The sequence below is a fragment of the Neobacillus dielmonensis genome, from assembly GCF_000612665.1.
GTDB lineage: Bacteria > Bacillota > Bacilli > Bacillales > Cytobacillaceae > Neobacillus > Neobacillus dielmonensis.
This window is the reverse complement of sequence record NZ_HG942081.1, coordinates 1-21980: the sequence shown is the minus strand read 5'-3', so window position 1 is coordinate 21980 and position 21980 is coordinate 1. Positions and strand designations below refer to the sequence as shown.

General features: G+C 42.2%; 20 protein-coding genes. 4 read left to right on the top strand and 16 right to left on the bottom strand.

From position 1 onward, the window contains the following. Positions 1-5: 5 nt before the first annotated feature. Complete coding sequence (locus BN2425_RS19730; protein ID WP_042463142.1) at positions 6-1145, bottom strand: hypothetical protein; 1140 nt, start codon at positions 1143-1145, stop codon at positions 6-8. Between the two features lie 236 nt (positions 1146-1381). Between BN2425_RS19730 and BN2425_RS19725 the strand changes: the two genes are divergently transcribed. After that, on the top strand, positions 1382-2164 hold the full coding sequence (locus tag BN2425_RS19725) for a Cof-type HAD-IIB family hydrolase (RefSeq protein WP_042463140.1): 783 nt from the start codon (positions 1382-1384) through the stop codon (positions 2162-2164). A gap of 117 nt (positions 2165-2281) precedes the next feature. Here BN2425_RS19725 and BN2425_RS19720 read toward each other — a convergent pair whose 3' ends face one another. Beyond that, positions 2282-2902 carry a DUF3298 and DUF4163 domain-containing protein gene (locus BN2425_RS19720; protein WP_074433104.1) on the bottom strand — a complete coding sequence of 207 codons (621 nt, stop codon included), beginning with the start codon at positions 2900-2902 and terminating at the stop codon, positions 2282-2284. A gap of 177 nt (positions 2903-3079) precedes the next feature. Here BN2425_RS19720 and BN2425_RS19715 point away from each other — a divergent pair, with 177 nt between their 5' ends. Next, complete coding sequence (locus tag BN2425_RS19715) at positions 3080-3946, top strand: hypothetical protein (protein WP_052352974.1); 867 nt, start codon at positions 3080-3082, stop codon at positions 3944-3946. Positions 3947-3971: 25 nt separating this feature from the next. Here the strand turns inward: BN2425_RS19715 and BN2425_RS19710 are convergent, their stop codons facing one another. The 5 genes from BN2425_RS19710 to BN2425_RS19690 all read right to left on the bottom strand — a co-directional run bounded on the left by BN2425_RS19710 (position 3972) and on the right by BN2425_RS19690 (position 10632). Then, the gene (locus BN2425_RS19710) at positions 3972-4775 is read right to left on the bottom strand and encodes an EcsC family protein (RefSeq protein ID WP_042463292.1); all 804 of its coding nucleotides are present in this window, start codon (positions 4773-4775) and stop codon (positions 3972-3974) included. Between the two features lie 151 nt (positions 4776-4926). Next, positions 4927-5871, bottom strand: coding sequence for an alpha/beta hydrolase (locus BN2425_RS19705; protein ID WP_042463138.1), 945 nt, complete (start codon positions 5869-5871; stop codon positions 4927-4929). Between the two features lie 31 nt (positions 5872-5902). Continuing rightward, complete coding sequence (locus BN2425_RS19700) at positions 5903-7552, bottom strand: flavin-containing monooxygenase (protein WP_042463135.1); 1650 nt, start codon at positions 7550-7552, stop codon at positions 5903-5905. A 146-nt stretch (positions 7553-7698) separates the two neighbouring features. Then, a complete protein-coding gene (locus tag BN2425_RS19695; RefSeq protein WP_074433103.1) occupies positions 7699-9429 on the bottom strand; it encodes an L-lactate permease in 1731 nt (576 codons plus the stop codon). Positions 9430-9579: 150 nt separating this feature from the next. Beyond that, entirely contained in the window at positions 9580-10632 is a 1053-nt protein-coding gene (locus BN2425_RS19690) for an LLM class flavin-dependent oxidoreductase (RefSeq protein WP_042463132.1), read from the bottom strand. A 210-nt stretch (positions 10633-10842) separates the two neighbouring features. On the opposite strand from BN2425_RS19690, the gene BN2425_RS19685 reads away from it, so the two are divergent. Then, the gene (locus tag BN2425_RS19685) at positions 10843-12060 is read left to right on the top strand and encodes an NAD(P)/FAD-dependent oxidoreductase (protein ID WP_042463129.1); all 1218 of its coding nucleotides are present in this window, start codon (positions 10843-10845) and stop codon (positions 12058-12060) included. 66 nt (positions 12061-12126) lie between these two features. On the opposite strand, the gene BN2425_RS19680 is transcribed toward BN2425_RS19685, so the two are convergent. The 9 genes from BN2425_RS19680 to BN2425_RS19640 form a co-directional block, all read right to left on the bottom strand. Further along, complete coding sequence (locus BN2425_RS19680; protein ID WP_042463127.1) at positions 12127-13152, bottom strand: threonine aldolase family protein; 1026 nt, start codon at positions 13150-13152, stop codon at positions 12127-12129. Positions 13153-13270: 118 nt separating this feature from the next. Further along, complete coding sequence (locus BN2425_RS19675; protein WP_042463124.1) at positions 13271-13876, bottom strand: class I SAM-dependent methyltransferase; 606 nt, start codon at positions 13874-13876, stop codon at positions 13271-13273. A gap of 43 nt (positions 13877-13919) precedes the next feature. Beyond that, positions 13920-14801 (bottom strand): alpha/beta fold hydrolase, encoded by an 882-nt coding sequence (locus tag BN2425_RS19670; RefSeq protein ID WP_042463121.1) that lies wholly within the window; start codon positions 14799-14801, stop codon positions 13920-13922. A 97-nt stretch (positions 14802-14898) separates the two neighbouring features. Further along, a complete protein-coding gene (locus BN2425_RS19665) occupies positions 14899-17058 on the bottom strand; it encodes an ATP-dependent helicase (RefSeq protein ID WP_042463119.1) in 2160 nt (719 codons plus the stop codon). 121 nt (positions 17059-17179) lie between these two features. Next, positions 17180-18133 carry a phosphotransferase family protein gene (locus BN2425_RS19660; protein WP_235714698.1) on the bottom strand — a complete coding sequence of 318 codons (954 nt, stop codon included), beginning with the start codon at positions 18131-18133 and terminating at the stop codon, positions 17180-17182. Positions 18134-18135: 2 nt separating this feature from the next. Next, a complete protein-coding gene (locus BN2425_RS19655; RefSeq protein ID WP_042463114.1) occupies positions 18136-18417 on the bottom strand; it encodes a DUF3784 domain-containing protein in 282 nt (93 codons plus the stop codon). 22 nt (positions 18418-18439) lie between these two features. Beyond that, entirely contained in the window at positions 18440-18811 is a 372-nt protein-coding gene (locus BN2425_RS19650) for a hypothetical protein (RefSeq protein WP_154663565.1), read from the bottom strand. Between the two features lie 17 nt (positions 18812-18828). Then, a complete protein-coding gene (locus BN2425_RS19645; RefSeq protein WP_042463287.1) occupies positions 18829-19050 on the bottom strand; it encodes a helix-turn-helix transcriptional regulator in 222 nt (73 codons plus the stop codon). 142 nt (positions 19051-19192) lie between these two features. Further along, positions 19193-20308: a cysteine desulfurase family protein gene (locus tag BN2425_RS19640; protein ID WP_042463108.1), complete on the bottom strand. Its 1116-nt coding sequence runs from the start codon at positions 20306-20308 to the stop codon at positions 19193-19195. 205 nt (positions 20309-20513) lie between these two features. Here BN2425_RS19640 and BN2425_RS19635 point away from each other — a divergent pair, with 205 nt between their 5' ends. After that, positions 20514-21935: a Na+/H+ antiporter NhaC family protein gene (locus tag BN2425_RS19635; protein ID WP_052352973.1), complete on the top strand. Its 1422-nt coding sequence runs from the start codon at positions 20514-20516 to the stop codon at positions 21933-21935. The last annotated feature ends 45 nt before the right edge of the window (positions 21936-21980 follow it).

The window sequence follows — 21980 nt, the reverse complement described above, 5'->3', positions numbered from 1 at the left end:
TTTTTCTACCCCTTCATCATGTAATTCTCTAAATCTATAAACGTGGCAAACTCTTGGATTGGCTTTTCTTTTACAAGAGACTTTACTCGCTTTTGAATGCCTCTTGGCGTTTTATAGGTTAATAACCAAATTTGCTCCACTTGTTGGAGCGTCTCGTTTGTTCTTTCATCATGGATTTCGGATGCTTCAATGATGGTTAAATCATATCTTTTATATTTCTGCACCCGAGTGTTCATCGGGTCCCCTATTACTGCGACCGGGATGGCCTCTTGTTCTGATGATGTTGCTAGTTGCTGCTGCTCATAATCGTTGTTTTTTTCTTTTATCGGTCTATCTTGTTCGGTTTTTAGTTTGAGCAGTAGCGCATTTAATCTAGCAATTTCATCATCCTTACGTTTGAGCAAAACAGCTTGGTGATCCATTTTATTCTTTAACGTTTCCAGTTCAGGAGCGACATCAGCCAGCTTGTTTTTTACTTTCCCATATTCCTCCTTAAGCGCTTGCATTTCTTGCGATAAGGACTTTTTTTCTTCTCTCCATTGCTTCTTTTCTTGCTCAAAACCTACTTGGGCTACTGTTGCTTTTTCCTTGAGATCTTCGTTCTTTCGTTCGGACTTTTTCACTTTCTTCTCAAGATTCGAAATCTTCTGCTGAAACTGATGTACTTCCTCTTGAAGTTGTTTCAGTTGTTCGTATTCCTGCTCAGAATTTTTTTCTGCCTCTTCCCTTTTTTCTTCTGCCTGACGTTCAAGAATGGTTAATTTTTCTTCCTCTTTAAGTTTTATAAAAATTTCCTGACCTCTTTTAATATCTTCTTCAATTTCGCTCGACATTAAGACACTAAACAGCATCGAGGGTGGAATTTCTACTCCAATACTCTCAAGCAATTCATCTGTGGATTTATCTCGCCACTCCGCTAAACCGTCTGCACCTTCGGCGATCTTATTAAAGAAATCTTTAAGCATGGCTGAATTTTTCGGGTGCACCGCCTCTTGAATTAGCTTCGGCCTCAAAAGCTTAAACTTTTTCTGCTGGTGATTAATCTGCCTAAAGCCTGGCACCTTAATTCCAAGATTGTGGCCAATATTCGCAATCGCCTCATCCGAAAAATTCTCAAGCACCCATTTCCAAACTTCCTTCTCCATCGTCATCAACTCCTACCCTTCTTAACACATTACCCTTCTATTTTACTAAAAAATTCTCACCATTCGACCATTTTTTACAAATAAATATTTTACAAATATAGCAAAACCTTCAGCACATTAAAGCAGCGGGGGCCTGTCCCCCGCCGCTTTAATGCGTTACTTTGCTGGGGGACTGCCCCTACTACTTGTGTTATAATGTTTTAGTGCTAGTTTTTGTCATTTAGGAGTGTGTTATTATGGGCTACAAGATTGTCATCTTAGATATAGATGGTACGATTGTTCCACATGGGAAAGTGATTAGTGCTGCTACTAAGCAGGCTATTTCGCGATTAAGAGAGAGAAATATTAAGGTGGTTGTCGCTACGGGGAGGGCACCCTATTTTTCTGAATCGGTTATTCAGGAGACAGGTGTTGACTCGATGGTCTTTTTTAATGGGTCCTATGCAGTTCATGAGGGTAAAGTAATTTACCAAAATGCTATTGGAAAGAATCTATTGGAAAAGATGTGGCTCTTTTCTCAAGACCAGAATCATCCATTGACGTTTTTAAGTGGCACCAGTTTTTCAGTTACTGATTTAAGCCATCCCTTTGTTGTTCAAGCTTATCAGGATGAAACATGGAGGCCGGAGTTAGCTCCACAAGGTCATTGGTTGGACCAAGATATTTATCAATTGTTTCTCCATTGTGATACAGATGAAGAAAAACCCTATCAGCTTCATATCCCTGAATTGGATTTCAGAAGATGGACATCCATCGAAGCGAAAAGTTGTGATGTGAACCTGTCTAAGTCCAATAAGTCTGTAGGTGTAACCAAACTTTTAGAGGCGCTTGGCATTGCACCGGATGAGGCAGTTGCCTTTGGCGATGGCTTAAATGACATGGAAATGTTGTCATTGGTCGGTATGGGAGTGGCTATGGGTTCCGCCCAGGATGAAGTGAAACGGACTGCCAATATGGTGACCCTCCCTGCAGAAGAAGACGGGGTATATTTTGGGCTGAAGCGGCTTGGACTACTATAAAGAGAATTGCGATCTTATTTCGAAGTGTCTTAACACCCCAAAAAGCTTGTAGAAATCAAATTGACTTTCTACAAGCTTTTTATGGTTATAATCCTAAAATTAACTCAATAGATTGGATTAATTATTAACTGCCATGCGCCCCAACGGACCACTTTCATCTAGTATCTCCTGCAAATCATAAACGGAAATGGGAAACATCGGAAAGCCAAACGCATATGGAGTGATTTCATACAGTTGAAAAAAGACCACTAGGGCTTTGTCCGCAATATAAAAGTCTTGGTTGGGCTTTATGCTTGTAAAATCCTGTAGCAGAAAAATATTGCGATGCTTGATTTGTTCCTTAATAATAGCTGAAAGTGTTTGCACGTATTGACTGTCCCTCTTAAATAAGTCTTTCAACTGACATAGCTTCCCCTTTTGCAAATCAAATGTTAATGGTTTCATATACGTCACGCCGTGTGCTGCATGAGAGTGGTACGTATAATTCGATAAGGACAAACTTAAAACTTGGCGCTGGTTGTTTTTTATTTCAAATGTACCGAGCATTTCCTCCACTGTGGTCGGCATCATCCCCGTTTGTTGGGTTATGAGTTCCTGCGTCTGTTGAACAATGGTCCGATTAATCAAATGTTCCAAATTGTGATTTGGCATGCCGCTAACCTGCGGGTAAGAAACGGTCTTCTTCGGCCCCCCACTTAACGTTATTGTCCTAATGTTCAACGGTAAATTTATGGGCATATGCATCCTTCCTCAAAGCGATATAAATCAGTTTATTTTTGAGGACGGAATAGTGTGCAGAGCCCACCGTGACTGAACGAATTTGTACAGACCAAGACTTCGATAGGTATATAATGGCGCTTAATCATACAGACTGTACATACTTGGAGTTTTTTCGTTGTTTTGGAGGTGTTACTTGTGGATATTTATCATGCCATCTGGGAGGCAGATCAGAAGGGGAGCGGACTTTTGCCCATCACTGCCGCGGAAATCGGGGATCCCAATCAAGGATACGTTGTTGTGGACTTGGAAGCGTGCAGTCCCGATCATCAGGTTTTTAAAGAAGTTGAAATCCCTGATAGGAAACGACACAGCTACAAATTAGTTGAAAGACTCTTTGATAACTATACTTTAAGTCACTATAGCAGAGAAAAAAACTCCTCCAATGAGTCCAAAGAAGTAAAAGAATTTTTACAAATGGCGATTGATTCTCCTCCAGTCAAACTAGCGAAAAACTATATTGAGGAGAAAAACAAGAAATGCTTCACCGAGATGCAGTGGTATACCCATTTACATGATCTGTGGTTCCGCCAGTATGATTGCGAATCTGGAAAGGATTTATCCGGCTTTGAGCATGTATTTGTCGGGGAACAAAGAAAGCGCAGGCTGGAAGGACATCACTTTTGGTATAAATATTGGCTGGAGGATCAATCCGATTTAAATAATCATCATCCAGACCAAATTGAATTAAAATGTGAATATTTTGGGGAACAAAAGGGAGCACCGTTTGTAGTGACTTTCGGGTACCGGTTGCAGGCGTTCGACTATCAAAAGAGGCGCTTTTTTAGAGTTGGCAAAAACCACTGTGCCTTTCTTGTCGGAATCAGTGCAGAGGGGCTTTTGGCTTTAGGAACCGTCCGTGCCTTAAAGCACAAAGATGTGCCTGAAGAAATTGTCATCAATGATGCAACCTTTAAACTTGAATTGTTTATGAGTCCTGATGGAAAAAGCATCCGCACTTTTTATCCGATTGATCCAGAAAGTGAAAGACCAGATTCGCTTTAAACTTGTCCTTCACTTTTTTCCCTCTCTATGATTTTACCAGTTCTAATCTTTCAAGCACTCTCCTTTTTCGATATAGCATCATGCCGGTTTCGGCCAGGTCATTGATTGTGGACCTATTGGTAAAGGCTCCGAAAATCATTCCGGCAATCGGAACCATTTGCAGAAGCTTCTTCCAGCCAAACTGATCTCGATATGTAAATACAACCTCACGCCAGCCTTGCAGTTGCGATACCATTTCACTTGAGCGGCTTCCTTGTTCATAAAAATGAGAAAGCTCATTCAAAATCGCCTTTTTGCCTACAATGTCCGACGATGAAAACTGCAAGCACTTGATGATAAAAATGCGCTCACTTTTTTCATTCGGGTCATAGCCATGTAGGATGGCAATTTCCTGCAACGTTTTCAATGAGATGGCCATTATGGCCGGGATATCTATTGCCAAGGTAAAGATTCCTCCGATACCTGTGCTTGCTCCTTGGATGGTGGCAAACTTCTTCCTTTGCCCAGCCAGCTCCTTGCTTAACTTTTTCATCGTGGATAAGGGAATGTCCTTGATGTCAGACATATCTGCAATAGGATTGCCTGTCTCTTTTTCAATCGTTGCAAAGATATTTTCTTTTTTTATCAAGTATTTTCCGCCTGTTTGTATATAAGAGCCGATTTCTTCAAGTAAGCCTCCTACTTTGTCATGAATGAATTGAGGGGTAATCTTATCAAGAAGTTTAAAAGGCAAGCGTCCCAGCCTTTCCCAAATCCATAAACTCCCTTGATCCTTTTCCCACTTTTCTACGACTTCCAGTTCTTGTAAAAGTTGTTCTTTTGTCTCTATCATACGTCCACCCTCTATGTTTCGATATAAAAAACATACGTTTTATATTAAAAAAGGTTTCATTTCATAATAGTTTACACCATAGTGCTCAAAAAAAGACTGACACGAAGACCGATTATATCGGCCTTTCATGTAAGTCTTCCTCATTTCTTTATTTTGACTCTACTGCAAAAAATGCTTTTTTCAGGGCATCCGCTGCTTGGTCAATCGCTTTTTTGCTGTCGTCCAAGATGCCCGGCATCCCGAAGAATCCGTGAATCATCCCGTCGTATCTTGTGGCCTCTACTGGTACTCCAGCTTCCCTTAAGAGATTCCCATAGGCCTCTCCTTCGTCCCGCAACGGGTCAAACCCAGCCGTAATCACCAAGGCAGGTGGCAGGCCGCTTAAATCCCCTGCTCTCAGTGGTGAAGCATATGGGTTCAATCCATCCTCTTTGCTATTTAGATAATGATCCCAGAACCAGACCATCATGTTTTTTGTCAAAAAGTAGCCCTCAGCATTCTCTAGGTAGGATTCTGTGTCAAACGAGTGGTTGGTCACTGGGTAAATCAGCAATTGATAGGCCAATGACGGCCCGCCTTTATCCCTGGCCATCAATGCCGTAACAGCCGTTAGGTTTCCGCCGGCGCTATCGCCGCCTACCGCAATCCGTTTGGCGTCTGCTCCCAGCTCCGAAGCATTTTCCGCCACCCACTTCAATGCTGCATACGAATCTTCAGCAGCAGCAGGGAATTTATGCTCCGGTGCCAACCGGTAATCTACAGAAACGACGACACATCCGACCGTTTTGGCCAGCATCCGGCAAGGTATATCCATCGTATCCAAATTGCCAATCACCCAGCCGCCTCCATGGTAGAAAACCAATACCGGGAGAGGGCCTTCAGCGGCAGGGGTGTAAATTCGCACCGGAATTTCGCCTCCTGGCCCTGGGATGGTTCTGTTTTCTATTTTTTCCACCTCTTCTGCCACACCTGCCAAAGCCCCCAGGTCGATTGCTTGCCTTGCTTGTTCAGGAGCCAAAGTTTCCAATGCAGGACCTCCTGCTGCCTCGAGTTGTTCCAATAAGAATTTTGCTTGCGGATCAAGATTTGCCATTCCATTCCCTCCAAAAATAAGTTTTTTTAGATTAATAGCTTTTATTATGCAATGCCCTTGAAGCCTGCCCAGTCAAAAATCCCTCATATCCTTTGGCCGCGACTTCATCACAAATTTGTCTGTAAAGCCCGACTCCACCGATAAAGGGAAGAATCCCCCTTGGCTTTCCTTCAATATTGGCACCCATATACCAGGAATCTGACTTTGGAAGCAGAGACATTTCCGCCGCCTCCCTGCATTGCTGACTCCATGCTTCCTCAGCAGGTATAGCTGCCTCAAATACTTCTTGATTATTTTTCCGAAGATAATCCAGAAAATCAGAAATCCATTCCACGTGCTGCTCAATCGACACCAGCATATTGCTTAAGACAGATGGGCTTTGTGGACCTGTAATCATAAACATATTCGGGAAACCTGCAGTGGCTATGCCGAGATAAGTTTTCAGTTGTGCGCCCCCTGCCCACTTTTCCTTAAGTGAGACTCCTCCCCTGCCACGAATGTCCATTTTAAAAAACGGTCCTGTCATTGCGTCAAAGCCAGTTGCAAAAACAATCATGTCCAACTCGTAGTCTGCCTCTGCAGTTCTTAGGCCGGTGGGTGTAATCTCCTCAATTGGTTCTGCCTTAATATCGACAAGGGTTACATTATCCCGGTTATACGTTTCAAAATAATCCGTATCGATGATGGGCCGTTTAGTGCCGTAAATGTATTTTGGCATCAGCTTGTCGGCTGTCTTTTGGTCCCGAACAATCTGCCTGATTTTCGCCCGGATGAATTCCTGTGCCGTTTCGTTGGCCTGTTCCCCGAAACCTAAGTCGCCGAATTGATACAGCATGGTAAACAAGCCGCCTTCCTGCCATGCTTTTTCATACCTCTGATTGCGCACTTCTGGAGAAACCTCTATAGCTAATTCCTCCCGGGGGAATGATGGAACACCATGCATCGAGGAGCACATAAGTTGTTTGATTTCACTGTAATTTCTCCGAATCTGCCGCAGAAAATCTGGGTCATAGGCATGGTTTTGTGCTGGGGTGCTATACTGTGGTGTACGCTGAAAAACGGTGAGGTGACCTGCTTCCTTGGCAATGAAGGGAATTGCTTGGATGCCGCTGGAGCCTGTTCCAATGACCCCGACCCGCTTTCCCTTGAAATCTACTTCTTCATGCGGCCATTTTCCTGTGTGGTACATTTCGCCCTTGAAACTATCCAATCCCTTCATGTTCGGAATGTTGGATGCCGACAAACAACCTATAGCTGTTATAAAATACTTGGCCGTAATCAAATAACCGGCATCAGTATCTATTTCCCAAAAATCATAAGTTTCGTTAAAACGTGCGGTTGTAATCCGGGTATTGAATTGTATGTCTCGCCGCAAATCAAGCTTATCGGCCACAAAGTTGATATAGTCTAATATTTCCGGCTGCTCGGCATATCTTGAAGACCATGTCCATTCATTCAGAATCTCTTCTGAGAAAGTATAATTATAGTAAATACTTTCAATGTCACATCTCGCTCCTGGATAGCGGTTATGGTACCATGTGCCGCCCACATTGTCGGCCGACTCATAAACGCGGATTGAATACCCAGATTCCCTAAGCTTTTGCAGCATATATATACCCGCAAAACCTGCTCCGACAACTACAGCATCAAAGTGTTGAACATCGAGCTGGCCACCTGTCATTTTATAAAACCCTCCTTTTAAAAAAATTAAGCGCAAATTCATGGAAGCGTTTTCAAATAAATTCTACTTACCACATGAATCCTCCTGCTTCTTTTTTGGAAAATTAAGTAAGTATCTTCCGAAAAAGTCCTTCTGCAAACTGCTATTTATAAGGTATAGGATGGAATCATCCACGGGAACACGTACGCTTGGAGCATGACGAGAATGCCCATTAAAACTGCCAGTGCGATACTATGGAAAAAGACTGCTCGGAAAATCGGACCCACAGCATTGGCTCCTTCATTGCGGTCCTCGTAACACGCCGCTGTCGCAACGACGATGCTCTGGGCGTCAATCATTTTTCCCATCACGCCGCCCGTTGAATTGGAGGCAGCAATCAGGACAGGATCTAGTCCAAGCTGATCCGCTGTAATCCTCTGCATGCTTCCGAATAGAGCATTGGAGGAGGTGTCACTGCCTGTTAAAAATACCCCAAGCCAGCCAAGCATCGCAGCGAAGAATGGATACATGACGCCTGTTTTCGTAAACGCCAGACCAAGAATGGCATCTAACCCCGAATATCTCGTTGTGTAACCGAGGCCTAACACCAAAGCGATGGTAATTAAGGGCGTTTTCATTCTTTGGGCTGTTCTGACAATAGAAAGCTTCCATTCTTCCTTGCTTAACCGTAGAAATAAGCCGCTAAGAATGGCAGCAAAGAATACCCCTGTTCCCGCAGCAGAAAGCCAGTTAAAGCTGTAAACAGCTGCTTCTGGAACGGTCTCTGTCACAAGGGGCGGTCCACGGAAAATAAGTTGATCTAAAGATGGCACTGGAATATTGTACAGAGATTTAAGTCCCCAAAAATCTAATGAGTTGAGGAGAGTTTTCCATTGGGGAAGGCCCCACATAAACACGAATACAGTAAGAAATGCCCAAGGAGTCCAAGCTCTTGCGACTTGTCCACGGGTGTAGGCAGACTGCTTTTTTTCCATCGATTTCATCGCTTCCTCTTCCCCAGGAAGATAGAACTTGTTTTTCGGCTGCCACACCTTTAAAAGCAAAACTAAGGCAAAGAGGGAAATAAGACCTGCTACAATGTCGACAAGCATGGGCCCTACGAAGTTAGAGACGGCAAACTGGGTAATGGAGAAACTGAAACCTGTTACTACAATGGCAGGCCATATTTCCCAAACCTGCTTCCACTTCCCTTTGTGCATAAATACCATGGTTGCAATGAGCCAAAACGGAACGAGGACCGAGAAAAATGGAAGCTGCCTTCCTGCCATGGCAGACAAGGCACTCTCCGGCAGACCGGTAACATTGGCTAATGTAATGATGGGGGTACCAACTGCTCCATAGGCCACAGGCGCTGTGTTCGCGATTAAGCATAAAACAGCTGCTGCCATTGGACGAAAACCGAGTCCTGCCATTAGTGCCCCTGCAATGGCTACGGGGGTGCCAAAGCCCGCAGCACCTTCAATAAAGGCGCCAAATGAAAAAGCGATTAGAAGTGTTTGGATTCGTCTGTCTGAGGATAATTGCACAACCGAAGATTTGACCGTCTCAAATTGTCCGCTCACTAATGTAATTGTATACAAAAACATGGCTGCCACAACAATCCACCCAATAGGCATCAGACCAAAGAAGGAACCATAGCCAAAAGCTGCAATGGCAGAAGGTACGGGCATATCAACTAGCCAAATGGCCATCAAAACGGTTACGATCGCTGCTATCAAGGCAGCTTTGGGTGCAGTAATGCCATAATGCCTTTTTCCTAGCCTATCCCTATGGGGATGCAAAGCCAGTAAATACAACAGTGTCAAAATCGGTACAGCCGCCAAAAACGTTGATAGAAACGGATTTCCCATCGGATCATAAATTTGATGAAATTCCAATCCCTTTCCCCCTCTACTTTTTACTCAAAAATATATGGGGGTTCGTACCTATATATTACATGCTGAAGGTCCCGATTATATTGATTGAGACCAGTAAATTAAAAAAGGCTCCTTTTCGGAAGCCTATTTACAGAAAGAAATTTGTTTATTTTATTGGGCAGCTTCCCATTGGGCTACTTCCTCACGTACCCGAGGCGCTACCTCTCTGCCTAGCAATTCTATAGCCCTCATCACGTCTACATGCGGCATACTGCCAACCGGCACGTGGAGCATAAATCGTGTCACTCCAACCTTTTTGCGAAGATGGATGATTTTCTGGGCCACTGTTTCCGGGTCACCGACGTACAAAGCACCGTCAAAGCTTCTTGCTGCATCAAAAGCGGAGCGGTCATAATTACCCCAGCCCCGCTCCCTTCCTAGCACGTTCATCGCTGCTTGAGTCGATGGGAAAAATTTGTCCGCCGCTGTGTCCGTATCCTCGGCGACAAAACCGTGAGAGTGGGATGCAAGCGCAAGCTTGCTGGCATCATGTCCAGCTTGGGCTGCCGCTCTTTTATAAAGCTGAACCAATGGAGCAAATCTGACAGGACTGCCTCCAATGATAGCTAATACAAGCGGCAGTCCAAGAAGGCCGGCGCGAACGACAGATTCTGGCGTACCTCCGCTGCCAATCCACACGGGCAATGGATCCTGTACCGGACGTGGATATACACCCAGATTTTGGATGGCCGGACGATGTTTACCGCCGTTCCATGTTACTTTCTCTGATTCACGTAATTTAAGCAGTAATTCTAGCTTTTCATCGAATAGCTCGTCGTATTCTCTTAAATCGTATCCAAACAGTGGGAATGATTCGATAAACGAGCCACGGCCCGCCATAATTTCAGCCCGCCCGTTTGAAATTCCGTCGAGCATAGCAAATTGTTCGAACACTCGCACCGGGTCATCTGAAGAAAGAACCGACACAGCACTGGTAAGCCTGATTCGTTTTGTTTGGGATGCTGCTGCGGCCAGGAGCACAGCAGGAGAGGATGCTGCATAATCCTTGCGATGATGCTCTCCTACTCCAAACACATCCAAGCCAACTTGGTCGGCAAGAACAATTTCCTCCACTACCTCGCGCAAACGCTGGGCATGGCTAATCACTTCACCCGTTTTCACATCTGGTGTGGTTTCTACAAATGTTGTAACCCCTATCTCCACTAGTAACCCCTCCAACTATCCGTTAATCATTTTATCATTAAAAATAGCAAATATGACCTTACACAACCTCATTACATTTGTCCTATGTATTGATTCCTATTATCATATAATGTTTAACATGGTGCAAATAATAAAATTTCTTTTCAATCCTGCATTTCAAACTTTCTATTGGAAATATTAACAATGAGATGTTGCATCAGGAGGAAATATATGAACTTAGAAACTGGTAAGTATTATTGGCCAACCACTTTCCCTGACCCACCGTCATACCCAGCCTTAGAGAATGAAATTGTATGTGATGTAGCGATTATTGGAGGAGGCAGCTCTGGCGCACAGTGTGCCTATTATCTTGCCCATTCGGACCTACATGTGGTTTTAATAGAAAAAGGGAAAATCGGCAGCGGCAGTACGAGCACTAACACAGCCCTGTTACAATATTCCGGTGAAAAAATGTTTACCGACTTGATTAACACTTTTGGCAAGGAATACATTGTGAGGCATTTACAACTGCTAAAAGAGGCGATTAATGAAATTGAAAAAGCAGCAAAATCTGCCGAGATTGATTGTGAATTTATCCGCAGGGACACTCTATATTCTGCGAGTTCCCAAGAAGACGTCGGACGCTTGAAAAACGAGTATGACTTTATAAAGCAGCAAGGGTTTGAGCTCGATTTTTGGACAAAGTCTGACATTGAATCAAACTATCCTTTTAGCAGGGAAGCTGCCATTTACTCTTATAATGACGCTGAAATCAATCCCTTCAAGTTTACTCATGCATTATTGGATTATGCGGTCAAAAAAGGGGTGCAAGTCTTCGAAAATACACCTATGAACGGGCATCATTATGACCCTCAGGAACAGCAAATGGTCGTCACCACGAAGACAGGACGTTCGATTCGAGCTCGTTATGTTATTTTTGCAGCAGGTTATGAAGGAATTGATATAAAAAAGGAAAAGCAAGCCTCGTTTGTAAGCACTTATACAGTTACCACGAATCCTGTTGCAGATTTCAGTTCTTGGTATAATCGTACACTTATATGGGAAACAGCCCGCCCCTATTTATTCATGAGGACAACAGCTGATGACCGGATTATTATTGGAGGGCTAGACGAAAATACGATTTATCCCGAGGACCGAGATAGTAAGCTGATGCACAAAAAAGATAAGTTAATACAAGAATTTAATAACATGTTTCCAAATATACAAGTAAAACCTGAATTTTATTTATCAGCTTTCTATGGAGGGACCGTAGACGGTCTTCCCATTATCGGTACATACGACGAATACCCCAACTGCTACTTTCTATACGCCTTCGGGGATAATGGAACCGTCTACAGTCAGCTCCTAGCAAAGCTAATCTCTGAAAACATCACCAAAGGAAACAGCCCTGACATGGAACTATACCTAGAGAACAGACCTCTTCTATAAACAACTACGGCTTTACCACTTTAAAGCGCCGGGGGACAGTCCCCCGGCGCTTTAAAGTGGTAACGATTATAGATACTTTCTGATGTCTCCGAGGAATGTGTCGACGGCTTCTTCCTTTGTGGCCCAAGAGGTTACGATACGGATGGCGGAATGGTCTTGGTCCACTTTTTCCCAAAGGATGAAAGCATAGTTTTTTTGTAATTCGTTGATGACACCGTTAGGAAGGATCGGGAAGATTTGATTGGATGGCGAATGAGTTAAGAACTTTATGTTGGCTTGTTTTAATTCTTCGCTAATCCTTTTGGCCATATTATTGGCATGCTGAGCCAACTCAAAGAACAAATTATCCCGAAAAAGTTCAAGGAACTGAATGCCAAGCAGTCTGCCTTTTGCAAGGAGCGCCCCTTTTTGCTTCATATGGAAGCGGAAATCTTCCTTAAGAGAATCACGGCAAATTACTAATGCTTCCCCGATGAGAGCTCCGTTTTTCGTGCCGCCAATATAATATGCGTCAACTAATTCAGGGAAATCAGATAACTTGAGGTCATTTTCCGACGAACATAAAGCGGAACCCAGCCGTGCCCCATCCATATAAAAAATCAAATTGTGTTCTCGGCAGAAATTACTTAATGCTTGAAGTTCTGCTTTATTATAAATCGATCCAATTTCAGTAGAATTCGATATGTATACCAACTTTGGCTTTACCATGTGCTCATCTGTATGTGCATCCAGTACTTCCTGAATTCCCTTCGGAGTCAGCTTTCCATCTTTCGTTTCAACGGATAATACTTTATGCCCGGTTGCTTCAATTGCCCCCGTTTCATGTGTCTGAATATGGCCGCTGTTCGCCGCAATAGCCGCTTCATGTGGTCTTAAAAAAGCAGAAATCGCGATCAAATTAGTTTGTGTTCCACCAGGAATCAGATGAATATCCACATCCGTCCGGCCGAGCTTTTCCTTCAAAAGTTCAACCGCCTTACGGGAATACCGGTCTTCCCCGTAACCATCTTCCTGCTCAAAATTCGACTCCATCAACGCATTTAAAATCCTGGGATGCGCGCCCTCTGCGTAGTCATTCTTAAAGCTGTACATCACAAGGCCTCCATCAAAATTATTTAACAGTCTAATCTTAATATATCGGGACAGTCCCCCACAACTTTAAAGTATTAACGCGCTGGGGGCCTGTCCCCCAGCGCGTTAATATGGTGAATTATTTGTTGGGTCGGGTCCAGATGAGATGGACCATGTTGATCCAATGGCTTTCTAGTTGCTCTATGTTTAAACCGGCTTGTTGTACGAGTTTGATGATGTTTCTAGTTTGGTGGCAGCCGCTATAGCGGTAAAATAGCGGGTCTATTGTTTTTTGTATGCTTGAGACAATTGGATTGCTGCTGATTCCATGCTCCATGAGGAGGATTTGCCCATCTTGTTTGCACCAGTGGTTGATTTTTCGAAGCACCATTAATGGGTCTTCATAGCTGCAAAGGGATAAGGTGGAAACAACGGTATCAAACAAACTCTCCGGAAAGTCCAGTTCTTCAATATCTCCACAAATAAAATGAGCTTCTATGTCTTGGCTTACAGCGGCAAACCGGGCTTTTTCTATCATTTTTTCGCTTATGTCCACTGCTGTCACATTAACCCCGGTTCGGTAGAAAGAAAAATTGGCTCCTGCGCCCACAGCCAGTTCTAACACATTTCCTTTTGCATCACCCAATAGCCGCTGGCGCCACTGCTTATCACTTTGGTCTTTTCTCCGTCTTTCATATAAGGATGCTTGCTTATCGAAAAGTTTTGCCTGTTTGCTTTTATCCACCCTTTTTCCCGACCTCCTTCCACCTACATTAAAAATACCCAGTTTATTTATAGTGTACTGACAGGAATTTCCTTATATCACTACTAATTTTGATCAAGTGGTCTGTGGAAGGAAAGTGTCCCATATCAAGAGATTTAAAACCTACTAAATTAGGTATAATTGCCTGTGCTGCACTCTTTAATCTCTTTTCCGGAAAGAATATATCTTTACTGCCTGCGATGATTAAGGTTGGTGACCGATAATTTACGAGTTCACTTTTTTCCGTTAATTTCGGCATTTCTGATTCAAGCTTTACATTTTTAAATATATCTCCAATAATCTGTACATCGTTCTCCTTCATATTGCCCGCAGCCATATGATTAGTGACCCTATGAAGATATTCTTTCGATGAGGTAGTTTGATAGATAATCATTGGAATTAGTATCTTCCTAATCATATCAAGTTTGGAGCCCAATTTTATTCCGGCTGGGGACACCAACACAGCACAGTCTATTATATCTGGCATGAAGTCTGCTAACCTTAGAATAATGCCACCACCAAAGGAAGGGCCGATAAAAGCACACCTTTCTATATTGTAGAAATCCATTAATTCCTTTATCCATTGAGCAAAACTGCAATCTTTGCCTGACATCCGATTCTCATCACTATACCCAGGATGCCCAATGGTATCCGGAGCGTAAATCCGATAATTCTCAACAAGTGGAGCAAACCATGATAATGTCATTGGATTAATGCAGTTCCCGCCTTGAAAGACAAATAATGGCTTCCCCTGTCTGGGACCTGCAACCAGTATATGTGTCCTGCCAAAACTGGTATCCACATAATCTCTTTCCACTACGAAAGGAAAGGTTTTCAAGTAATCTTCATAGTGTTGTAGAATCTGTTTCTTTCCTGCCTCACTTTTATAGATTGTATGCTTGCCCATCTTCGCCCCCGAAGTTTTCAACATAATTTACCATATTATTACACATCCCTTTATAACAGTAAAGCACTGGGGGACTGTCCCCCAGCGCTTTACTGCGTTAAACTATTTCCAGCAAGCCCATTTCTAAGCATGTTTTGATGGAGAGTTTTTTGATGCCTCTTTGAAACTGAATTTCGATGTGTTCTTGGTCTAGTTGAACGATGGTGCCTGTTCCAAACACGCGGTGTTTTACTGTGATGTCCTCTTTTAAGGCTTCAGGACTTTTTACCGCATGAGGATTTGCGGGGATAATTGGATTGCCCGCTTGGTTCCGCTTCAAGGGTTCCCTTCTATGAATTTTAACTGAGGGGGTAATTATTTTCTTCACATCTAGGACAAATTGGGAAGGTCTGACACTCTTGCCAAACTGTTTTTTATAGGTAATCAACTCAAGGTTTGATTTTGCCCGGGTCATCCCTACGTAAAATAACCGGACGGCTTCCTCTAATAAATCTGTATCTTCCAAATCATCATCGGTCGGAATGACCCCTTGAATGAGGTCAATCATGTAAACATTTTTGAACTCTAAACCCTTTGAACTATGAAAAGTGGAAAGAGTCACTACGTTATCATTTTTCTTGAACTTCGATGAATGGATTACTTTTCTTAAATGTTCCAAACGGGCAGCAAATTCCTCCATCGTTTTAAGAGGTTCCGCTATTTGCTCCAATGTATGAAGAATTCCCAGCAAGTAATCTTTATTAAACTTAAGATTCTTGGCAATCTTTTCGAGTGTCTTTTCATAACCGAGCACTCCGCGGATAATCTTCATCACTTCAAATGGCCGCTTTCCTTTCATCATCACGAAAGCCAATCTGCACTCCGTGATTTGCTCTGCGCGTTTCGGATCCATGATTTTTAATAGATGATCAAAAACCGAAACATTGTGAGGATATTGCTTCAGTTCCGCCATCTTTTCTTTTGTAATAAAAATCGGCAGCTTCTTGTAGATTTGCTCGAAAATATCGACTCGCTTGTCACTATAGCTGAGACGCATAAAGTTTAAGATATCCTTAACCACCCAGTGGGAAAAAAACCGATTATCGTGGTCTTTTATATAAAAAGGAATGCCTGCACGTTCAAACTCATTCACCAACAAGATAGATGATGAATTATTCCGAAACAAGACCGCCGCATCTTTATAGTGGTCGAGCCCAGCTATTTTTCCCACCAAATAGGAAGCCTGCTGAGCAAAGTCATCCAAATTTGCAATCATAATCGGCTGATGCGACGGATTTTCAGTAAACATATTTTTAATATAACGATGTTTATTTTGCTTGATAAATTGATTAGCCGTATCCACAATTTCTTTAGAAGAGCGGTAATTTTGTTCCATCATTAATATAGCGGCATCGGGATAAACCTGTTTAAAATCAAGTAAATATTGGGGCTCCGCTGCCCTCCAGGTATAGATTGACTGGTCATCATCCGCCACCACGTACAAATTACGGTGGGGCTTCACCAATTTCTCAATAATGGAATGCTGCACCATTGAGGTGTCCTGGCTTTCATCGGTCAAAACGTAATCATACCGTTGCTGGTACTTCCGAAGCAGAGAAGCGTCTTTATGAAACACATCATTGGCGATGGTCAGCATATCATCGAAATCCAACAAAAGCTTGCCCATGGCTGACTTTTTATAGTTCTCATACTCCTGAAAAATCTGGAGCGCTGACGGGACACCACAGTTCACCGTCTCCCAATCCTTGCGGGGGACCATCTTGTTTTTAATAAAACTAATAAAAGTAGTCAGTTCTTCAAGTTGATCTTCCGACATGATTTCATTTGTAAACCGATTAAACAGCTGCTTAATTAAAGCTGTTTTTTGGATTGGGGCTTCTTTATTGCCTTCAATTATTTGATAGCTAACTCTATTTTTATAGAAATATTCACGAACCACCTCAAAAGCTAGGCTGTGGATTGTCGAAAAGTCTACTGACTGGTCTGTGTATTCAGGAAAAAACCGCTGAAACCGCTGGCGCATATCGTTAGCTGCCGCTTTACTAAAGGTAACCGCCTTTATTCTGGTGGGATGTACTCCCTTTTCTTCAATCAGGTAACCGATCCTCATGATTGTGGTCGTCGTTTTCCCTGAACCAGGCGAGGCAAGCAGCAATAATGGTCCTTCTGTATGGAGAACAGCCTTCTTCTGAACTTCGTTTAAGGAAACCCCTAATTCTTTTTTCTTTCTATCAAAAAATTTTTCTTTTCGAAACATACCTGTTCTCCCTCAAAAATATTACCATTTGAAGTATAGTACATTTTTCAAACTATCTCAATCGGACTGTAATACTTTGGAAAAGATAACAAAGGGAAACTCTTAGCATATATCATCATGTTTAAAACTGGTGGTTATTCATTTCGTTCTGTATAGCTTCCATTGACTCATCTACCATTTCGCTGCTGTTCCTTTTAATACCTTCTAGCAACAGTCTTACATTATCAGCAGTAAGAAAAAACGATACCTTTTCTATCTTTATTAGACAGTTTTCCTCCTGCCTGTTTTCCATCACTTTTTTAGTAAATTCTTCGCCGCACTCTTCCAGCAAATAAACATATTCATAATCCGGGTCACCGATTCGCATATCACCAAAATCGATAATACCAGTTAACTCTTGCCTGTTTTTGTCAAATAATAGGTGGTCCAATGATAGATCCGAATGAAGAAGCTTTGGTGTATAGAAGAAATGATGTTTATTTTCTAAATATGAAGTAAATCGGAAGGTTAAATAATTCTGTATTTGTTTATTCACTATAGGAAAAGCCTTATGCTGCACCTCTTTAAATAGATTGAGATACTCCTGATAAAAGTCATCTTCTCGTACTTTAAGCCCTTTTAGCAAATCAACATGAAATGATCTGATTTGATTGATAAACTCAGCAATTTGAATAGCTAAGATATTATTTGTTTCTGCTGCTAATGAATCGAAAAGTTGTTCATCCATTGGTTCGCCAGGCAATATTTTGTAGCCGACAAAAGGGTACCCGTTATCTTGTGTTCCCACATATATAAGTTCCGGTATGCTTAAGGTAATATATTTTTTTAATAGCGGCAGCACTTTTATCTCTTTTTCAGTATCATCGGCTCCACTTTTTCCCTTTGGAAATCGAAACACCAACTTATTATTAATCAGGTATGCCCGACTCATCCACCCTTCTCCAAGTTTACTGATCTGCTCAATTTGTAAGTTAGGGAAATTCTTTAGTACCGTTTCTTTAGCCCAAACAAATTCTGCATTCTCAAACATACCATCCATCAGCATTTCCCCTTTTAATGAAATCAGTAATTCCACCGTTAATCGACCATTTTAATATTTACATACCCAAGCAAAATGACGTAGCCAACAATCACAATCGGAAACAATATTTGCATATCGGGATGGTCGATAAAAGAAGCGATTAACATCGCAACACCGATGATGGCGTTATAGGAACCTACTAGTTTTGATAGCTTATCCTGATCTTTTACCCTTCTTTGGTTAAACCCTGATAATAACCAAGTTTGTTTTTTCACCCCTACAAAGTAGGCTAACACTAAAAAAATAATGCCGAATACTAAGAATGGCGCCTGACTCATGTTTGATTCCTCCCTTTCTAGGTTATCTTCTTTTTGCTATTAAAGGAACGATATAAAATGCTGCAATAAAGGTGATGGAAAGATAAATGATTAGGTAGTTTGCATTAATAGAATGTATCTTGAAAACTTGTTGTGAGATTAACAGGTACACTAAAAGAAGTAAATTAGCGATGGAGAAAGTTTGGAACGAGTATTGTTTGATATTCAGATTGACTCTTTCGTCATATTCAATTTCGTCGTCAGTTTCCTGCTTTTTTATTCGAAGCCATTTAAAACCACTGACACCAACGGCAAGTCCTGCTAATATTCCCCATTCATTTTGACTTGTCAACAGGCTTAAAATGGCGAAACTCACGATCATACTAATGATAATCGTCAAAAAGTTTACTTGCATAATTTGGTCATCTCCTTTCAAAGTTCTTCCTCTTCTATCCAAAACAGTTCGTCTAACCGACAGTCCAAATGTTTACTAATTAGTAAACAAACGCGGATAGTGGGATTGTATTTTTGTGCTTCAATTAGATTCATTGTCTGCCGGGTCACACCAACTAGTTTGGCAAGATCGCCTTGCGTCAGATTCCCTTTTTCAATCCGGGCAATTTTTACTTTATTTCTTACAGCAGCCTCTTTCACAGGCTTCACCACTTTTCTTTCTCTATACTTTCATTGTAATATATATTTGACATTTTTAAAATATATATTACATCTTTTTTAAAAAAATCCGCGTTCAAAAAGCCAAGGGGTTCCCTTGGCTTTTGGCATTTTTAAATAGAAGTTATATAAATTCCAGTAACCATGACAGCACTTGGTCAATCTCTGCTTTTGTCGTTTTCCTTCCTAAGCTAAACCGGATCGCTCCCATCCCAACAGTCTCCGGCACTCCCATTTCCTTTAATACTGGCGATAATTCAATATTTCCGGCATGGCAAGCAGAACCAGTTGAGGCAGCTAAACTGGGCATCCTATCCAGAATATCCTGTCCAATACGATTAACAAAACTCACATTTAACGTATTCGGTAACCGTTCCTCAGGGTGCCCATTTAACAAAACCTGTTCATCAAATTGTTCTTTTAGTTTCTTCCAAAAATAATCCCGTAACTCTTTTATGTTGTGATTTTCCAATTGAACTCCCGCGATTTCACAGGCCTTACCAAGACCAACTGCCAACAGGGTGTTTTCCGTTCCGGCACGGATTCCGAATTCATGCCCTGCCCCATGTATTAATGGTTCCACTTCCATTCCGTTGCGCAGGTACAACGCTCCAATCCCTTTTGGCGCATATAGTTTGTGGCCGGCAATCGTCAGCATGTCGACCTCAAACTCGTTCACATCAATCGGAACTTTGCCCACCGATTGCGATCCGTCCGTATGAAACGCAACCCCGCGCTGTTTTGCTATTCTGCCAATTTCGTGGATGGGCTGAAGCGTCCCAACCTCATTGTTTGAGTGCATAATGGTAATTAGGATGGTTTCCTTTGTAATCGCCTGTTCAATTTCCTCAGGAGAGACACGGCCATAATCGTCCACCCCAACGTATGTAACTTTTGCTCCCAACTGTTCAAGGAACCTAAGTGGATTTAAAATGGCAGGATGCTCAATTTTTGAGGTAATAATATGGGTGCCTTTATGACGATTTTTAAAATAAAAGCCTTTTAACGCCAAGTTATTAGCTTCACTGCCACCGCTTGTAAAAATTACTTCACGCGGGGAACAGCCTATTAACTTGGCAACCTGCCCTCTTGCAGTTTGCAATAATTCTTTCACAGGTTTCCCTGACCAATGCAAGGCAGATGGATTGCCATAAAAATCATGTAAAAGCGGCATCATCGCATCAATTACTTCAGGCGCCAATGGAGTACTGGCATTGTAGTCAAAATATATCTTTGTCAATTTTGTTCTTCCTTTCTAAGCATGATGACGTTAACATTTCTTTTATTCTACTATACTCTTATTCACAATAATAAAAAACTCAATACTGCCACGATTGGCTCTTAAATTTCCCACAATAGCTTTTTCTTCCATTTATGCAAATAATCCACTCCCGCCTCTGGGTATGCTAAATGATATCGTATAGTTATTTTTTGGAGGAGAAGTTTTGGAACATACTTGGTTTTCCCTATTACCCTTTGTTATTGTGATTTCAATGTCGATATGGTTAAAAACGATTTTACCAGGACTGGTTATCGGACTCCTTGCAGGGGCATTGATTTTTAAAGCCAATCTTTTGGGTGGTATTTATCAGTCGGTCACATATGTGGTTACTACCTTGTCAAATGAGTCGAATATGAAAATCATTGCTTTTTTGTATTTATTTGGCGGCCTTGTGGGGATGATGAACATTTCAGGAGGCATTAAAGGGTTTTCTGAATGGGTGGGAACAAAAGTCAAGACAGAACGGGGGCTTTTGGGTTTAATTTGGCTAACACTTCCCTTTACGTTTATGATGCCGATGTTCAGAATCATGATGATTGGACCTGTCGTCAAAAACCTGGCAAAAAAAATGAATCTGCCAAAACAAAAAGTCGGGTTGACGATGGATATCTCCACAGAGTCCGTGATCGTGCTGCTGCCAGTCGCCACAGCCTTTGTTGGGTTCATGGTCTCTCTGGTCGATGCCAGCACTCAAGGCCTGCATTTAGCGAAGTCACCCTACCAGATATTTTTGCTCAGTATTTTGTTCGATTTCTTTGCGATTGTTATGCTGTTGATTGGTCTCATTCAAACCTTTTGGAAACGAGCTAAGCTTATAACCCCTAATACCGATGAAAAGCAGTTAGAAGACGAACAGCATGAATTTCACCGGGTAGGCATTAAGAGAGAATTGTCTTTGGTCAAAGCGCAGCCTTGGCATTTAATTGTTCCTGTGTTTTTGCTTCTTGGTTTATCCTTATACTTGTTATGGAAGGATGGGAAAACCAGAGGTGCTGAAAAAGTATTTGAGGCGTTTTCGACCGCAGACGCCACCTTCGTGATGCTGTTAGCTGTTTTTGTGACTCTCATTGTCGCATTTATTTTTTACATCTTCAGGCGCCAGCCACTAAACGAGATTTTGTACCATTTTTATGATGGCGGAAACCAAATGATGGAGGCCATCAGTCTTTTGGTCCTTATCTGGGCACTGACGCTTTCTGCTGAAGATCTTGGTTTTTCAAGCTTTATCAGTTCCACATTAGGGGAGTTTTTGCCAGCATTTCTGACCTCGGCCACGATTTTCCTATTGGGCTCTGTGGTTGGCTATTTTATTGGGTCCTCCTGGGGAACATGGGGACTGTTTATGCCATTGGGAGTTTCTTTAGCGGTTTCAACCGGTGCGTCGATTCCGCTAACGGTTGGGGCGGTTTTTGCCGGTGGCGCATTCGGTGCTTTGGCATCTCCATTGGGTGATACCACCATCACAACAGCCTCGATACTAGATTTGCCTCTCGTTGATTATGCGCGGTTTAAGTTGAAGATATCTGCGATTGGTGGATTTATCGCCATTGTACTTTATCTCATTGCAGGATTGTTTATTACTTAAATATACTAAAAGGCTTGGTTGCCCAAGCCTCAGATTGTCGAGAAA

Excerpts from the sequence above, each read along its gene's own strand:
- BN2425_RS19730 (WP_042463142.1), bottom strand. The coding sequence starts at position 1,145 with ATGGAGAAGGAAGTTTGGAAATGGGTGCTTGAGAATTTTTCGGATGAG.
- BN2425_RS19680 (WP_042463127.1), bottom strand. The coding sequence starts at position 13,152 with ATGTACAGCTTTAAGAATGACTACGCAGAGGGCGCGCATCCCAGGATT.
- BN2425_RS19650 (WP_154663565.1), bottom strand. The coding sequence starts at position 18,811 with ATGCAAGTAAACTTTTTGACGATTATCATTAGTATGATCGTGAGTTTC.
- BN2425_RS19725 (WP_042463140.1), top strand. The coding sequence starts at position 1,382 with ATGGGCTACAAGATTGTCATCTTAGATATAGATGGTACGATTGTTCCA.
- BN2425_RS19705 (WP_042463138.1), bottom strand. The coding sequence starts at position 5,871 with ATGGCAAATCTTGATCCGCAAGCAAAATTCTTATTGGAACAACTCGAG.
- BN2425_RS19720 (WP_074433104.1), bottom strand. The coding sequence starts at position 2,902 with ATGCCCATAAATTTACCGTTGAACATTAGGACAATAACGTTAAGTGGG.
- BN2425_RS19685 (WP_042463129.1), top strand. The coding sequence starts at position 10,843 with ATGAACTTAGAAACTGGTAAGTATTATTGGCCAACCACTTTCCCTGAC.
- BN2425_RS19665 (WP_042463119.1), bottom strand. The coding sequence starts at position 17,058 with ATGTTTCGAAAAGAAAAATTTTTTGATAGAAAGAAAAAAGAATTAGGG.
- BN2425_RS19700 (WP_042463135.1), bottom strand. The coding sequence starts at position 7,552 with ATGACAGGTGGCCAGCTCGATGTTCAACACTTTGATGCTGTAGTTGTC.
- BN2425_RS19655 (WP_042463114.1), bottom strand. The coding sequence starts at position 18,417 with ATGAGTCAGGCGCCATTCTTAGTATTCGGCATTATTTTTTTAGTGTTA.
- BN2425_RS19670 (WP_042463121.1), bottom strand. The coding sequence starts at position 14,801 with ATGGGCAAGCATACAATCTATAAAAGTGAGGCAGGAAAGAAACAGATT.